Source organism: Actinosynnema pretiosum (genome assembly GCF_024171695.1).
GTDB classification, from domain to species: domain Bacteria; phylum Actinomycetota; class Actinomycetes; order Mycobacteriales; family Pseudonocardiaceae; genus Actinosynnema; species Actinosynnema pretiosum.
Genome location: NZ_JAMTCF010000014.1, coordinates 40,799 through 56,597, shown reverse-complemented (window position 1 = coordinate 56,597; position 15,799 = coordinate 40,799). Strand labels below are relative to the sequence as shown.

The following is a 15,799-nucleotide window of genomic DNA, read 5'->3' as shown; positions in this document are numbered from 1 at the left end:
CCAGGTGCGCAGGCGTCGCCGCCCGCCTCTCGCTCGATCGGGCGCTCCTCCAGCAGCGCCCAGACCAGGTTCCCAGCGCCCTCGCCCCCGTCGAGGACGGCCGCCCGGCCAGCCGTGTCCGGGGCCCCGACCGGCCGGGCGGCCGTCCTCGACGGGGGCGCACAGCGAGGGCAGTTGGTAGTAGAAGCCGTGGTCGGCGAGGTCGGGCTCCTGGCCGCAGGCCGACGCGTGGTGCGGCTGTGCAGCCAGCCGCAGTCGGGGCGTGTTCTTCATCGGCAGGTCCTGCCTTGCCGGTGGTCGGACCGGTCGGTGACAGCTCTTCGTGTCGGTTCGCGCCCTCAGCGGCGCTGTCCTCGGCCAAGGCCAGGAAGTATTGAAGCCTGCCGGTCCAAAAGCCAAGAAGAAGTCCAGGTTTGTGGACGCTGGACGGGCACGACTACCCCGGAGCCACCCGCTCGCAGGGCTGGCCGCCCCTGGCTGTTCCCGCCCTCGCCGGTCGCTGAACCCTGCCCCCAGCCTTGACGGACGAGCGGCTGCGTGAGTTCTTGCAGCGCCCCCCTCAGGTCCTCCCTCCCGTCGGGGCGGGCCGCGTCTGCGGCACTGCGCGACCGTGGCACACCACCTGGCGGCTCTGCGCGCCCAGCACGATGCCGACGCCGCACTACCAGGGGATCGGCGTGGCGACGCGGAGGAACACCAGAGGTCGCAGTGACGCGCGACCTACAGCACGCGCCAGATCCCCTGCTCGATGCTGGCGCGCAGTACCGTGCTGGGCACGCCCAGCTCGCGCAGGGCGATGCCGGTGGCCAGGGTGTGGGCCATCAGCACCACGGTGGTGATCTGCAGAGGTGTGGGGATCGGGAGTTTGCCGTGGGCGACCCTGTTGCGCACGGTGCCCATCGCCCCCCCCAGGCGGAGTCGTGGACGGCCTCGCCTTGCAGGATCAGCTCCTTGGGCAGGGGAGTGGCCTTGCGGGCGAGCACGGTGCTCAGCTCGGGGTCCACGTTGGCCTCGGCCAGCCGCTTGTAGCGGCGGGCCAGCGTGTCCCCGTCGGTGGGAGCCAGGCGGCCCTCCAGGAAGTCCATGTCCTCCTGGGGGAAGGATGCCCGTTCGCCGAGCTGTCCCAGCAGATCCCAGACGCGGGTGAGCACTTCCGTGCGGCGCTTTTCGTCCTTGCCTGCCTTGGGCTTGCCGTGGCGATCGTCGTGGAACGCCTCAAGCGCGGGCAACACGTGCATCAGGCGCCCGCGGTGGTCGATGTCGGGGTGGGTGCGCCGTAGCTTCAGGTAGTCGCCCAGGTGGATGTGGGTGCTGGTCAGCGTCTTCCATCCGTCGAGCACCGTGCCCAGGTCCGCTCCGCCGGGCCCGAGGGGGATCAGGCTCGTGGCGGTGTCGCTGATCCGCTTGTCGGGGTCCGGGTCCGCGGAGGTGTAGCCCTGCTGGAGCTGGATCTCCCGGCAGAACACCTGCGTCGACAGGGCCTGGAGGCTGCTGGCCTCGGAGGCTGAGGTGCCCTCGCCGGTCGTGCCCACCAGCAGCCACGCCACCTGCTGGGGCTGACCGGTGGCCAGGGTGGTCAGCTCGGCGAGCGGTACCACGTACTGCTCCAGCCACTGCTCGACGCTGCGGGCCGCGCCCCGCACGCGCACCACGGGCGACGCGGTGAGGGTCAGCGCGTGGTGGTTGTGGTAGTCGGTCGTCGGGATGAACCGCAGCATCAGTTCGTCGTCGCCGCGCTGCCAGCACTGGGTGGTTGCGGGGGACCAGCGCGCGGAGAACGTCTGGCCGCTGTCCAGCGGCGGCATCGGGATGCTGATCTCGTCCAGGGGCAGCACGCCGGACAGTTCGGTGAGGCCGCCCACCTGGAACTCGATCACGTCGAACAGCAGATCCTGCGGCACCTCGTGGCCTACCAGCGCGTAGCGGGCCAGCAGTTCGGTGGTGTTGGGGAAGCCGTGCGCGATCCTCACCTGCTCCAGCACGACCTGCCGCCCGGAGCGCAGCGTTCCGCGCACGACCTCCTCGAGGTGGTGGCCGCGCGGGTACTCGCTGCCGGGCGCCTGGTACAGCACGCACGTGGGAGTGTGCCCGGCCCGCAGGCGTGCGGCTCCGGGATGATCGTGCCCGTTCAGCGTCCACGAGCCCTGGACCTCTTCCTCTGCTGCCCACAGCCGTCGCGTCACGAGGCACAGCCTGGCAGAGCGCCCGTTTGGCGGCCTGCCGGACGGCGGGTCCGCCGGATGCCCCGTGTGGCGCAGGGACTGGCGGTTACCTTGGAATAGGTTCGGCGTTCGGCGACCGGGAGGTACTGGTGACCGAGAGCGGCATGACCCTCGGGGACAAGATCAAGTGGCTGCGTGCCGCACAGGGGCTGGGCCAGAAGGTGGTGGCCGATCAGGCCGGGTGCGGCCAGGGGACGCTGTCCAAGCTCGAACGCGGCCGGTTGGCCTCGCCCGGCCGCGCGCTGCTGGAGAACGTCGCCCGCGCGCTCTCGGTGCAGGTGGAGGACCTGGTGGACCGGCCCTGGCAGCGCGATCCCAACCCGGCGGCGCGCGCCGGGCTGATCGCGGTGGAGACCGCGTTGGAGGCGTACGAGCTGGGCGACGACCCCGGCGGCGAGGTGCGGCCGTGGTTGGCGATCCAGGCCGACCTGGACGCGCTGGTGCAGATGCGGCACGTGCACGCCGACTACGTCGCCCAGGGGCGGCTGGTGCCGGGGCTGTTGCGGGAGCTGCACGCGGCGTACGTCCGCCTGCCCGCCCGCCGCACCGAGGTCCTGGTGGGGTTGATCGGGGTGCTGTCCTCGGCGGCGTGGGTGTGCAAGCGGGTTGGCGGCCCGGCGCGCGGGTGGACCGCGATCGCCGTGCGCGAGGTGCGGCGCTGCGCCCAGGAGCTGGAGCAGCCGCAGTGGCTGGGGTACGCGGCGTGGCTGCGCGCCGACGGCATCGGCGCGGCGAACCGGGGCGCGCAGTACGAGCACGTCGTGGCCAGCGTCGACCGGCTCTCCGCCGCGATGGACGACGGCGAGGTGACCGAGATGGTCGGGATGCTGCACCTGTCCGCGGCCCTGGCCTCGGCCTCCTCCGGCAACCGGGACGGGGCCGAGACGCACCTGGCCGAGGCGGCCGCCCTGGCCGGGCGGCAGGGCGGCACCGGCACGTTCGGCCACCTGTGGTTCGGCCCGGCCAACGTGGGGATCTGGACCACCAGCATCGAACTGGAGCTGGGGGAGATCGGCGCTGCGCTGCGCGCCGCGCGCGGGGTGGACCTGTCGACCATCCCGAGCGCGAACCGCGCGGCCGAGTTCCAGATCGAGGTGGGCCGGACCCTGATCAAGGCGGGGCGCCCGCAGCAGGGACTGGAGCGGCTGCTGGCCGCCGAGCAGCTGGCGCCACAGCGGCTGCGCCACGACGTGCTCGCCCGCGAGGCGATCGCCGGGAGCGGCCGGGCGATGGTCCGCTCTGCTCTGGGTAGGGACATGAGGTCCCTGGTGCGGCGAATGGGGATGGAGCTTCCCCGGATCGGGTGAAACCTTCCGGATATTCCTCTCGGGAATATTCTGCGTTCGCGCCGGTCATAGCCTCGCCGGCGTGAATGGAAGGCGGAAGGGCGAGACGGTGGCGTGGGGGCGCTGCGCGCCACCGTCGCCCGGTGGTGCGGCGGTGCTCGGCCGCGGCGGACGGCGGTCGGGCACCGCCACACCCCGTTCGGGGGTCGACATCGATCCGCCCACGCGGCCCTACCTGCGCCACGTGCGGCAGGTCCTGGCCTCGGCCAGGCCGTGCGAGGGCGTGCACTGGCACGGCCGCGTCGCCGACCGGTGGGGACCGCACGCGTCCGGCCCGCCGGGGTGGGGCGAGCGGGTGGACCGGGTGCTGTGGACCCCGGACGAGCTCGCGGCGTGGATCACCGGGATGTCCTCGGGGCGCGCGTGGGCGCTGTGGGCGCCGGGCGTGCGGAAGTGGCTGGCCACCGCCGACCCGCGCGCCGAGATCCTGGCGCACGCTGGCGCCGGGCGCGGGGTGCCGGTGACCGCCGCGGGCGTGGACGCGCTGGGGTACCGGTGCTGGAGCGCGGAGGCGATCCCGCTCGCGCACTGCCCGCGCTGTAACGCCGCCCGCCCCGCGCCCCCCTCCTAGCGGCAGAGCACGCTCCCCGCGCGGCCACGACGGCACCGTCGGCGCGGGGAGCCGCCAGGCCGGACGCGGGCCCGCCGACCGGGCCGGGCGGGCCGCACCCCCGCAGAAGCGTCCGGCCGCCGGGTCCCGACGCCGCAGGCCAATGCGGCGTCGGGACCCCCTTTCCTCACCCTCGATCCGGAGCTGAAGTCCTATGTCGACAGTGGCCTTACCGATGTCTATTCGCCGAAGCGAACACCAGGGTGGGGGTGGTGTCTCGGCGACTGCGACGGGGGCCGCGCTGCCGGCCACTACCGCCATCCCGCACGAGCTGGAGCGGCGGCTGGCCGAGCGCTGGGCACGCCCGGCGGTGCCCATCCCAGGCGGCGCCACCGCGCCGGGCGCGGTGTCCTGGCCGCGCCTTGCTGTGGTCGTGGCCGCGCCGGGCACGGTGGCGGTCCCGGTCGACGTCGACCCGCTGTCGCCCGTCGCGCCGGCCTGGGCGCGCACACCGGATCCCGACCGGACCACGCGGGTTCTCCGGGTGGGCCGCCGGGCGGATGTCCGGCGTTATCCGTACGGAGCAGCACCGGGCGGTTACCGTGGATGCATGGGCTCCTCGGGTGGCGCGCGGCAGCGGCCGACCTCCGCTGAGATCGGTGCGAACGCGCGTGCGATCCGCCTGCGCCGCGGAAAGAGCCTGCAGGCCGTCGCGGGACTGACGGGGATCTCGAAGGGGTACCTGTCCATGCTCGAACGCGGAGAGCGCGATTTCGTGCGCCGCGGTCTGCTGGAGGACCTCGCCCACGCGCTTGCCTGTTCGGTGTCGGACCTGACCGGTCAGCCCTACCTGCCCGGTGACCACGCCAGCGCGGAGGCGCTGTCGACGCTGCCGGGCATCTCCGTGGCGCTCTACGACGTGACCCTGGACGACGTCCCGGACATCGCCGCGCGCCCGCTTCCCGAGCTGGTGGCGTTGGCCGGCAACGCCAACGAGCACGCCGCGCACAGCCGCTACGTCGACGCGGGCCGCGACCTCGGCGCTCTGCTCACCGAACTGCACATTCACGCTGTGACCGGACGAGGAAAGGCCCGTCGTGCCGCGCTCGCCGCGCTCGCCGAGGCGTCCGTGGTGGCCTGCGCGGTGGCGCGCAGTTTGGGGAACGCGGACTTGGCGATCACCGCCGCGACACGAGGGCAGGAAGCGGCGGCCAGGCTGGGCTCTCCGGCGCTGATGGGTTTCACGGCGATGAACGCCGCCGGGGCGCTGAGCCGGCTCGGCGCGCGGCGGCGGGCGGAGCTGGTCGCGGGTACGGCCTTGCGGCAGGTGTCCGCCCTGGCCGATCCGACCGCGGCGGACACCGCGGCGGCCGAGGCGGCGGGCATGTTGCACCTGGCGAGCGCGCAGCTGGCCGCGAAGTCCGGACGGCCGCGGGACACGGCGGCCCATCTCGCGGAGGCCGCCGACCTGGCCGAGCGCACCGGGGAGCGGAACACGCTGCAGTACTCGTTCGGGCCCGCGAACGTGCGGGCGTGGACCCTGTCGACGGCGGTGGAGGCGGGAGAGGGTCTTGCTGTCGCGGAACGGATCGTGAAGGTGCCCGGCTACGCCGACGCGCTGGTCGCCGCCGATCGACGCGCCGCGCTGCACTTCGACCTGGCGCGGGCTTTCGCCCAGGAGGGCGGTGGTCGCGATCTGGAGGCGTTGCGACACCTGGACACCGCCGACAAGGTCGCGCCCCTGCGCGTGCGCAACGATCCCGTGGCGCTGGCGCTGGTCGGGGTTCTGACACGGCGGGCCAGACGACGGGTGTGGGAGCTGGACTCGCTCAAGAACCGGTTCGGAGTGCGCTGAGGGGGGTTCACCACCGGTGAACCCCTGAGCCGCGCGGCGGCTTAGCGTCCTGACCATGGTCGTCGTGCGCCTGGCGCTTCTTGTACCGCCGGGCCGCGGACGGGCTGTGCGCTCTGGAGCGCTGAAGCCACCGGGAGTGCTCTGCGTCCGCCTTGCCCGGAAGGACGCCCTGGGCGAGGGGAGCGGTTCGACCGGACGCCGCCCGCCGGTGGGTGAAGGCGGGCGTCCCCCGTAGAGGCGCCGGAACCCCCCTTTCTTCCTCGATCTGGAGCTGAAACCTCGTGTCGACAGCGACCCCACCCACGCCTATTTGCCAAAGCGAACACATTGACGGTGTCTCGGCGAGCGCAGCCCGCGCCGCGCTGCTGGCCACCACCGCCACCCCGCGCGAACTGGAGGAACGGCTGGCCGCGCACTGGGCGCGGGAGGCGGTGCTGGCCCCGAGCGGCACCGTGGCGATGAGCGCCGCGCTGGGCGCGGCGGGTGTGGGGCGCGGCCACGAGGTGCTGGTGGGCGCGGTGTCCTGGCCGCGCCTGGCCCCGGCGGTGGCCGCGCTGGGCGCGGTGGCGGTCCCGGTCGACGTCGACCCGCTGTCGCTGACGCTCTCGCCCGCCGCGCTGGACTGGGCGCGCACCCCGGCCACGCGCGCGGTGGTGCTCACCCACCACGCGGGTCACCCCGCGGACCTGGACCGGCTGGAGCGGCTGGCCCGCCGGTGGGGGTCGGTGCCGGTGGTGGAGGACCTGGCCCACGGCATCGGCGGGACCTGGGGGCGCACGCGCGTCGGCGGCCTCCCGTCGGCTACGGCGGCGGTGTTGTCCTTCGATGCCGGGTCGCTGCTGCCGGGGGTGCGCGGCGGCGCGGTGCTGTCGCGCACCGGGCACCACGCCGAGCAGGTGCGCGCCCTGCTGGCCGAGCAGCGCGCCCGCACCCTGGCCTTGGAGCACCCCGACGGTCCGGAGGCGGTGCGGGAGCTGGCGGCCGGGCCGCACCTGGGGCCGAGTGGTGCGGCGCTGGTGCTGGCCGCGCTCGGGGAGTACTCCGCGCGCTGGACGGTGCGGCACCGGGGCCGCGTCGACCTGCTCGCCGCGCTCGCCGGGCGCCACGACGGCCTGGCGGTGCCCGTGCGCGCGCAGGTGGCGATGCACGACCACCACGCGCTGCTGCTGCGGGTGCCGCCGGAGGCGGCCGAGGCGGGGGTGCGCGCCGCGACGTTGGCCGCCGCGCTGACCGCCGCCGGGGTGCCCGCCCACCCGGCGGTGCGGCCCTGGCGGGAGCAGCCGCTCCCGCCGGTGGCGGCCGAGCGGCTGGCCGGGGTGCGCACGCCGGTGGCGGACCTGCTGGCCACGTCGCTGGTGGCGGTGCCGCACACGGTGCTGGAGGACCCGGCGCGGGCCGCGCTGCTGCCCGCCGCGCTGGACGCGCTGGGCACCGAGGCCGCCGTCGAGCGCCTGGTCGCCGACCAGCACGACCTCGCGCGCCGCGCCCCGACCGGCGACCTCGACCCCACCGCGCCCGGCCCGACCGCCGGGTGCCTGCCGGTCCGTGTGCCCTGACCGCCCGCTGACCACCCTCCCCGCCCCTGTTCCCCACCGTCCGGAGAGGACGCCATGTCGTTGACCGACCACCCCCGCGCCTGCGACCTGCCGGTGTGGCTGCCGCCGCTGGCCGCGCTGCGCCACCCGATCTCCGGGCAGGCCCTGGCGCTGCTGCTGGAGACCACCGTCGAGCGGGCGCGCGAGGCCGCCGTCGACGCGATCGCCCGAGGCCACCTGGTCACGGCCAGGGTCCCGCCGCCGCAGTCCCTGCCGCTGTCGGGACCGGCGCCCACCCACTACCGGGCCACCGGCCTGCCCGACCCCGGTCGGGCGGGAGCGGCGGTCGGGGAGGTGCTCGAGCGGCACCGCGAGGCGCTGACCCGGCTGGTGGCGGGTCTGCACGAGCACGGGGTGCGGGCGGCGGACCAGCTGGAGCCGCCCGCGCAGCGCTACCTGCTGCTGGAGACCGCCCCCGTGCCCGGCCACTCCTCGCCGCAGGCCGCGCACGTCTGGCTGGTGCACCACCTGCACGACCTGCTCCACGCGCAGCGCCTGGCCCACGCGCTCGGGTTGGACGGGCCGGTGTGGGAACTGGGCGCGGCGCTGTGGCGCACCCTCGATCGGCTGGGCCTGCACGAGGAGCAGCTGGCCGTGCAGCGACTGGCCGTCACCGCCGCGGCTGCGGCGGGCAGCGGCTACGCCGCGGCCGCGGCCGCGCGCGCCGCGGTGGCCGCGGCGGCGTTGGGGGAGGGCGCCGACGCGCTGGAACTGGCCGAACAGACCCGGCGGCACGCCGTCGAGCCCAGGGAGATCGCCGCCGCGCACGCCGCGCTGGGCCACGCCCTGCTGGCCACGCCCGTCGACCACCCCGACCGCGGCGCCCGTGCCCGTGACAGCTTCGGCCGGGCGATCGAGACGGAGCGGCGCCGGGGCGCGCCCGAGGCCGCGCTCGGCGCGCTGACCGCCGCGCTGGCGCGCACCTGGCTCACCGACCCCGACCCCGAGGCCGAGGCGCGCGCGGCCGGGCTGGCGCGGGAGGCGCTGGCCCTGCTCGACGGCCCCGAGCACGACCTGGTCCCGCCCGCGCAGCACGCCGAGGACTACGCCGCGGCGGCGCTCGCCCTGGCCGACGCGGCCGGCGCGCACGCCGCCCACCCGGCGCTGGTGCGCGCGGTGCGGCTGCTGGACCCGGTGCTGCACCACCGGCTGTGGCGGCGGGTCGGCACCCTGCTCGCCCCCACCCCCGTCCCGACCCCGCCGGAGCAGACGATGGACCAGGACGCCGACACCGTGTTCACCGCGCTCGGGCTGCTGGCGCCGCACGAGGCCCCGGTGGGGGCCGACGCGCTCATGGTGCTGCTGACCGCCTACGGCACGGCCGACGACGGGCTTCCCGAGCGCCTGGTGGCCACCGGCGTGCTGGAGCGGTGCGTGGACGCGGCGGGCGGCCCGCGCTACCGGTCCGCGCCCGGCGGCGCGGACCGCGAGGAGCTGCTGCGCCGGGCCGCGGGCCTGCCCGCGGTGCCGCGGGTGGTGCGGGCGGTGATGCAGCACCACCGGGCGCACGCCGCCGGCGCGGCCCAGGTCCTGGCCCCCGGCGCGCGCCTGTTCGCCGACCAGCAGGTCCTGGCCGCCGCCCCGACGCCCACCGCGGCCGCCGCGGCGGCCTGGTACGGGCGCGAGGCGCGGGCGCTGCTGACCGCCCAGCAGGCGGCCTGCGCGCTGGCGGCCGCAGGGCCCGACGTGGCGCTGTGCGCGCTGGTGGTGGAGCTGGCCGCGCTGACCCACCGGGCCGCCTACCTGGCGGGTGAGGACGAGCGGGACGAGCGGATGCAGCGGGCGGCGGCCAGGGCCGCCGGGCTGATCGGCCACCCCTACCTCCCGGCGGCCTGGGCGCGGGTGGCCGGCGCCCAGCACCGCCAGGGCCGGGACTGCGGCGCGGCGGCGCGCGCGGCGGTCCGGGCCGCGGGGCAGGACCTCTGGTCGCGGGCCGCCGCGCACACCGCGCGGGGCCACCACCACGTCCACGACGGCGAGCACAGGCAGGCGCGCGCGCGTTTCGGGCTGGCCCTGGAGGCCGACCAGGCGCGCTCGGCGCACCCGGTGGTGCTGGCCGTCCGGCACACCGCCATCGCCGCCACCTGGCTGTCCGAGCGGCCGCATGAGGCGCTGGGGCAGGCGCGGACCGCGCTGGCGCTGATCGGTCCCGAGCCCGCGTGGGTCGTCGAGCACGCCGAGGCCGTGCTGGTGGCCGCCCGCGCGCTCGCGGCGCTGGGCCACGGGCAGGAGGCGGCCGAGACGCTGCGCCAGGCCACCGGGCGCCTGGACCCCGAGGTGCACCCGCGCCACCTGGCCGACCTGCACACCGCGCTCGGCGAGCTCGACGGGCGGACCCGCCGACAGCCCTGACCCGCCCCGCCACCGGCGCACGCGCGCGCCGCCGCGCGCTTCCGGCCGCCGTCCACTCCGGACAGTACGCCGAGCCCGGCCAGTCGTCCGTCATCGCCTTGTCCCGCAACACATCCAGCCCGCACCGACCGACCACACGGGAGTCGTCGCATGACCCAGAGAGCACTGCCCTCGCTGTCCCAGGGGACCCGGATCACCGGGAGAGCCAGGGGCACCCTCGCCGCGACCCTGCGCGAGCACTACGAGAAGGGCGCCAGCATCCGCGCGCTCGCCGCGCAGATGGGCCGCTCCTACGGGTTCGTGCACCGACTCCTGAGCGAGGACGGAGTGCAACTGCGCGGGCGGGGCGGCGCGACCCAGGGGAAGAAGGCCCGGCGGTGACGTCCCCGGCCCCGACGGGCGCGCCGCGCGGACGCGGACCGCCGCCCGCCCCGCCCTTCACCTCCTCCACTTCCCCTCCGGTTGCAGCACCCCGCCCGACGCCCGCCCGTACCGCGCGACCGCCCGAGGACACCCCATGCCCCGACACCGCTCCCGCTCCCCCCTCCAAGCCGGCCCCGACCGGCCCCGCGGGTCCACGATCACCCGCATCGCCACCGGCAAGCGGGCGCTGCTGGTCGACCTGGACGGCACCCTGGTCGACAACGCGGCCGTCACCGGCCGCGCGCTCGCCGCCGCGTTCACCGCGCTCGACCTGCCCGGCGAACCGCCCGAGCAGCAGTTCCGGGCCCTGTCCGGCACGGCGTTGCCGCAGATCCTGGCCCGCCTGGGCCTGCCGCCCGAGCTGGAGCGGCCCTACCGCGAGGCCACCGTCGCCCTGATCGGGCAGGGCGCGGTCCGGGTGTGCGCGGGCATGGACACGGTGCTGCGCGCCCAGCGCGCGCAGGGCATGGCCGTGGCCGTGGTGACCAACAAGGACCGGAGCAGGGCGGAGTTGGTGCTGGAGCGCACCGGGCTCGCCGCGCTGGTGGACGAGCTGCTCGCCCCGACCGGCGCGCTCGCGCCCAAACCCGCGCCGGACATGCTCACCGCGGCGTGCGCGCGCCTGGACGTGGACCCGTCCCAGGCGGTGATGCTCGGTGATTCCACTGTGGACATCGCGGCGGCGCGGGCCGCCGGGATGGACTCCATCGCCTGCGGGTGGGGCGCGGCCGCCATCGGCGAGCTGGTCGTGGCCGGTCCCCGCTGGATGGCGCACACCGTGGCCGACCTCGGCACTTTGTTCGCCAGCAGGATCGAGGGCCCCTGGGCGGCGACCCCCGGCCTGCGGGTCGCGGGCCGGGGGAGCGGCGCGGCGCCCGCCGACCTCGGGCGGTGGCCGCGGTGACCGGGCGCGGGCCGGGGCCGGGTCCGGGGTGCCGCATCCGCGCGGGCCGCCCGGCGGCGGTGCCGGCCGCGCGCGTGCTCCTGGCGGGCGCGCTGCTGCTGGGCGCGGCCACCACGCTGTCGGCCGCGACGACGCCGCCGGTGCGCCCGTCCCCGCCAGCCCTACCCGGCGACACCGCCGCGCAGTGGGGGGCGGTGCCGGAGTACGGGGTCGGCGCGGCCCTGGCGGCGGCGTTCGCGCTGCTGCTGCTCGGCGCGCTCACCCCGCGCGGGCGCGCCGCGCTGCACCCGCCCGCGCACCCGGCCGCCCGCCGCGCCCTGGCCGGATACCTGTGGACCACCGGGCCCGCGCTGCTGGCCGCCACCGCCGCGCTGCCGCCCACCGGCAAGACGGTGGCGGCGGACTCCGCCGTGCCGGGATCGGTGGGACTGCCGCTGGCCCTGTCCGGCGCGTTCCTGCCGGTCGCGGCGGCCGCGGCCGTGCTGCTGCTCGCCGCGCCGCCGCACCGACGGGCGGGGCCGCGGTCCTGCGGCTGGTGGGCGGGAGCGGGGGCGCTGGCCGCGCACCTGGCCGCCAGCACGGACCGGGGCTTGCCGCTCGCGCTGGCGGCCACCGCGGCGATGGCGCCCGCGCTGTGGCTGTGGCGGCGCACGGGCGATGTCACCGGCCTGCTGGGCGGGGCGCTGCTGCACGCCGCGATCGCGCACCTGGCGGACCGGGTGGCGTCCGCGCCGCTGTCGGGCGTGGTCGCGCTGCTCGCGCTCGGCCTTGCCGGGTGGACCGCCTGGCCACCACCGGCCCCACCGCGACCCCGCCGCACACCCGACCCGTCGCAGGCGACGACGCCGCCCCCGTGATCCCCCCCGGCGGCGACCCCCGCCCCGGACACGACCCCCTACGAGAGGACATCGCACGACGATGAGCAGCAGACACGGCACGACGGCGGTGGCGCTGGCCAGTGCGACGGCCGCGGCGGCGATCGCCGCGCGCAGGATGGCCGAGACCGCGCTGCGCCGGTGGCGGGAGCCGGTGCCCGGCCGCCTGCTCCAGGTCGACGGGCGCGCCGCGCACGTGCTGGAGCACGGCGAGGGCGCCCCCAGGGTGGTGGTGCTGCCCGCACTGGGTGCTCCCGCGCTGGAGTGGGCCCGATTCCAGGAGCAGTTGGCGGCGCGCTGCGCGGTCGAGGTGGTCGTGGACGACCGCTGCGGCCTGTGGAGCGCCCCGGCCCCGCGCGGACCGCTGCCCACCACCCCGCACCACCTAGCCGCGCGCCTGTGGGCGGTGCTGGACGCGCTGGACGGACAGCAGCAGGAGGAGACCGGGGCCGGGCCGGAGCCGGTGATCCTGCTCGGGCACTCCACCGGCGGCCTGATCGCCCGCATGGCCGCCGCCCAGCGCCCCGACCGGGTCGCCGCCCTGGTCCTGGCCGACACCACCCTGGAGGACCACCCCCTGGCCATGCGTTCCCTGGACCCCACGGCGGGCAGGCACTGGCGCACCGCGGCCGACTTCGCGCTCAGAGGGCTGGGACCCAGCCGCCTGCGCGCGGCCCGTACCGGCAGCACCCCGCTGACCGGCCCGAGGAAGGAACTGATCGAACCGAAGTGGGCCGAGCAGTACGTCGCGCGTTTCCGCAGCGCGCGCTACTGGCTGGGCGCGGCGCGGGAGAGGGCGGGCCTGGCGCGGGGCGGCGACGAGGTGCGCGCCACCGCCTGCCCGGACGTGCCCACGACGCTGCTGGTGGCCACCGGCCCCCACTGGGCTGGCAGGGAGAGCGCGGCGATCTGGCTCGGGCAGCAGCGGGAGCTGTGCCGCCGCCACCCCAACGCCACGCTCGTGCAGGTCCCCGCCGATCACCACCTGCACCACAGCCCGGAGGGGACGACGGCGCTGCTGGACGCCGTGTCCGCGCACGTGGACCGCGTCCGGGCCGCGCACCCCGCACGGACGTGACCCCCGGCGCGCCCGCGCGCCCCCGATGACCGCCGCCCCCGCCCGAGCGTGATCGACACGCGCACGGGCGGAGGCGGCTCCACCCTTCCCCACCGTTCCCCCCAGAAAGGGCGTCATGTCCCTGACCGCCCCCCTGCCGGTGCGAGTGCAGCCCCTGGAGCTGCTGCACTCCCCGGTCTCCGACACCACCCTGTCGCTGCTGCGCGAGAGCACCCCGGAGCAGGCCCGCGCCGACGCCGCCCGCTGGATCGCCGCCGGGCACCTGGTGGCGTCCCGGTGCCCGAACCGCGACCCGTTGCCGGACACCCTCGCCGCCGAGGCGCCCGTCTACTACCGGCTTGCCGGTCGCGCCGAGGGCATAGACGGGGACCGGTCGGCGCTGGAGCTGCTGGCCGACCGCGCCCGCCACCACAAGGCCCCGCTGACCAGGCTGGTCATCGCGCTGACCGAGCGCGCGGTGCAGGCGTCGGACCTGCTGGAGCCGCCCGCCGACCGCCACCTGCTCGACCAGCAGGAGCAGCCGGGGCCGTTCGCCTCGGCGCGGCAGGCGCACGCCTGGCTGGTGCGGCACTGCCACGAGCTGGTGTGGACCCAGCGCGTGGCGCACGCGCTGTCGATGGGCACGCAGGTGTGGGAGCTGGGGGCGGCGCTGTGGCGCACCCTGGAGCGGCTCGGGCACCCGCGCGCCCAGCTGGAGACGCAGTGGCTGGCCTGGACCGCCGCCGAGCACAAGCGGCAGCCCTACGCGGCGGTGGGCGCCGCGCGGGCCGCGATCGCCGCCGCCGACCTGGGCGAGCCGACCTCGGCGCTGCGCCTGGCCGAGCACGCCCGCACCCTGGCCGTCCAGCCGCGCGAGAGGGCGCTGGCGCACCTGGCGCTCGCGCACGCGCTCGCCGCGAACACCAGGGGTGGGCCCGGCACGCTCGCTCGGGCGCTCGGGCACGCGGAGACGGCGATCGCGCTGGAGCGGCGCCGGGGGGCGATCGAGCCGGTGATCGGCGCGCTGACCGCCGTGCTGGCGCGCCTGGAACTGACCGGCGCCCACCCGGACGGGCGGACGCCCGCGGAGGGGGCGCGGCGGGCCGCCGGGTACGCGCGCGAAGCGCTGACCCTGCTCGACCCCGACCCCGACCAGCGGCCGCCGGTCGTGGACGACGGCGGGCTGCCCGGCGGGCACGGCGAGGCGTACGCCGACGCCGCCGTGGCGCTCGCCGACGCGGTCGGGGTCCAGGGCGCGCACCCGGCGCTCACGCGCGCGGCCCGGCTGCTGGACCCGGTACTGCACCACCGCAGGCGGCGACGCGTGGTCGAGCTGCTGGACAGCGTCGACGGCCCGGCGTCCTCGCGGGGGTCGCTGTGATCCGACTGACCGAGTCCACCCAGGACACGCTGGCCCTGCTGACGCCGCATCCGCAGACCAGCCTGGCGCAGACCAGCCTGGTCGCGCTGGTCTCCGGGGCGGGCGGGGACGCCCAGGCCCTGGTGCGGCGCCTGGTGGACGACGGGCTGATCCGGTGCGTGCCCCAGCACGGGGCGCCGCGCTACCGGCCCGCCGTCCACACCACCACGCCCCGCCGAGACCTGGTGGAGCGGGCGGGCGACGACCCCGCGACGCTGGTGATGGTGCTCGCGGTGCTGGAGCGGCACCGCCAGGACGCCGCAGGCGCGGCCCGCGCCCTGGCGGTACGCGACCCGCACGAGCGCTCGGGCCTGGACGAGCCGGTCACGGCGGGCGCGTCCGCGTGGACCCCGCGCCAGGCCGCGCGCTGGCTGCGGCACGAGCACGCCGCGCTGCCGGCCGCCCACCAGACGGCCTACGAGCTGGGCGTGGACCAGCGCGACGAGCCGCACCCGCGGCTGGCCGCGCTGGTGGTCGAGCTGGCCGCGCTCACCTGGCACGGCCTGCACCTGGCCGGGGAGCAGCAGGCGCTGCTGTCGATGCAGCGCGCCGCCGCGCTCACCGCCGAACGCACCGGCCACGGCCACACCGGCACGGCCTGGGCGCGGGTGGCCGACGCCCGCCGCGCACTGGGGCTGGACTGCGGCCCCGCCGCGCGCAGGGCCTTGGCGTGCGCCGGGGACCAGCGGTCGGTGGCGCACGCGCACGCGGCGATGGGCCACCACCACGCCGCACGCGGCCGGGACGAGCGAGCACGTCGGGAGCACGGGCTGGCGCTGGCCGTCGACCAGGCCCGACAGGCGCCCTCCTGGCTGCTGGGCGCCCGCCGCACCGCCATCGCCGCCACCTGGCTGCCCGCCCGGCCGCAGACGGCCCTGGACGAGGCACTGGAGGCGCTCACGCTGATCGGTGACGGCCCCGAGACGGCGGTCGAACACGCGCAGGCGGTGCTGGTGGCCGCCCACGCCCAGGCCCGACTGGGCCGCACCGGGCTGGCCACCGCCGTGCTGCGCGCCGCCGCGCAGCGCCTGGACCCGCAAGTGCACCCCCGCCGCCTCGCCGAGCTGGACACCGCCCTGACCGACCTCACCACCCCCACGCCCTGACCGGCCCCCGCCCGGCCCGACCGGAGGCCGCGCCCCTGGGCGCGGCCTCCCCTCCCTCCCCGCCCTTGTCCCCGACCGATCGCGAGAGCGTCGC

At 77.1% G+C, this 15,799-nt stretch carries 12 protein-coding genes; 11 read left to right on the top strand and 1 reads right to left on the bottom strand.

The annotated features are described in order from the left end of the window. Positions 1–821 precede the first annotated feature (821 nt). Positions 822–2,183, bottom strand: a complete 1,362-nt coding sequence (locus LV78_RS26730; RefSeq protein WP_253848402.1) for an ApeA N-terminal domain 1-containing protein — start codon at positions 2,181–2,183, stop codon at positions 822–824. Between the two features lie 128 nt (positions 2,184–2,311). Between LV78_RS26730 and LV78_RS26725 the strand changes: the two genes are divergently transcribed. From LV78_RS26725 to LV78_RS26675, 11 genes are all read left to right on the top strand, one after another. Further along, entirely contained in the window at positions 2,312–3,529 is a 1,218-nt protein-coding gene (locus LV78_RS26725; RefSeq protein WP_253848401.1) for a helix-turn-helix domain-containing protein, read from the top strand. Between the two features lie 61 nt (positions 3,530–3,590). Next, positions 3,591–4,139, top strand: a complete 549-nt coding sequence (locus LV78_RS26720) for a hypothetical protein (protein ID WP_253848400.1) — start codon at positions 3,591–3,593, stop codon at positions 4,137–4,139. 202 nt (positions 4,140–4,341) lie between these two features. After that, positions 4,342–5,973 (top strand): helix-turn-helix domain-containing protein, encoded by a 1,632-nt coding sequence (locus LV78_RS26715; protein WP_253848399.1) that lies wholly within the window; start codon positions 4,342–4,344, stop codon positions 5,971–5,973. Positions 5,974–6,254: 281 nt separating this feature from the next. Continuing rightward, the gene (locus LV78_RS26710) at positions 6,255–7,529 is read left to right on the top strand and encodes an aminotransferase class I/II-fold pyridoxal phosphate-dependent enzyme (protein ID WP_253848398.1); all 1,275 of its coding nucleotides are present in this window, start codon (positions 6,255–6,257) and stop codon (positions 7,527–7,529) included. 54 nt (positions 7,530–7,583) lie between these two features. Further along, entirely contained in the window at positions 7,584–9,920 is a 2,337-nt protein-coding gene (locus tag LV78_RS26705) for a hypothetical protein (protein WP_253848397.1), read from the top strand. A 150-nt stretch (positions 9,921–10,070) separates the two neighbouring features. Beyond that, the gene (locus tag LV78_RS26700; RefSeq protein WP_372494999.1) at positions 10,071–10,301 is read left to right on the top strand and encodes a helix-turn-helix domain-containing protein; all 231 of its coding nucleotides are present in this window, start codon (positions 10,071–10,073) and stop codon (positions 10,299–10,301) included. A gap of 136 nt (positions 10,302–10,437) precedes the next feature. Continuing rightward, positions 10,438–11,247: an HAD family hydrolase gene (locus LV78_RS26695; RefSeq protein WP_253848396.1), complete on the top strand. Its 810-nt coding sequence runs from the start codon at positions 10,438–10,440 to the stop codon at positions 11,245–11,247. Beyond that, a complete protein-coding gene (locus LV78_RS26690) occupies positions 11,235–12,104 on the top strand; it encodes a hypothetical protein (protein ID WP_253848395.1) in 870 nt (289 codons plus the stop codon). The genes LV78_RS26695 and LV78_RS26690 overlap by 13 nt, the downstream gene beginning before the upstream one ends. 61 nt (positions 12,105–12,165) lie before the next feature. Further along, on the top strand, positions 12,166–13,200 hold the full coding sequence (locus tag LV78_RS26685) for an alpha/beta fold hydrolase (protein ID WP_301307424.1): 1,035 nt from the start codon (positions 12,166–12,168) through the stop codon (positions 13,198–13,200). A gap of 115 nt (positions 13,201–13,315) precedes the next feature. Next, positions 13,316–14,560, top strand: coding sequence for a hypothetical protein (locus LV78_RS26680; protein ID WP_253848394.1), 1,245 nt, complete (start codon positions 13,316–13,318; stop codon positions 14,558–14,560). After that, on the top strand, positions 14,557–15,705 hold the full coding sequence (locus LV78_RS26675; protein ID WP_253848629.1) for a hypothetical protein: 1,149 nt from the start codon (positions 14,557–14,559) through the stop codon (positions 15,703–15,705). Before LV78_RS26680 ends, LV78_RS26675 begins: the two co-directional genes overlap by 4 nt. The last annotated feature ends 94 nt before the right edge of the window (positions 15,706–15,799 follow it).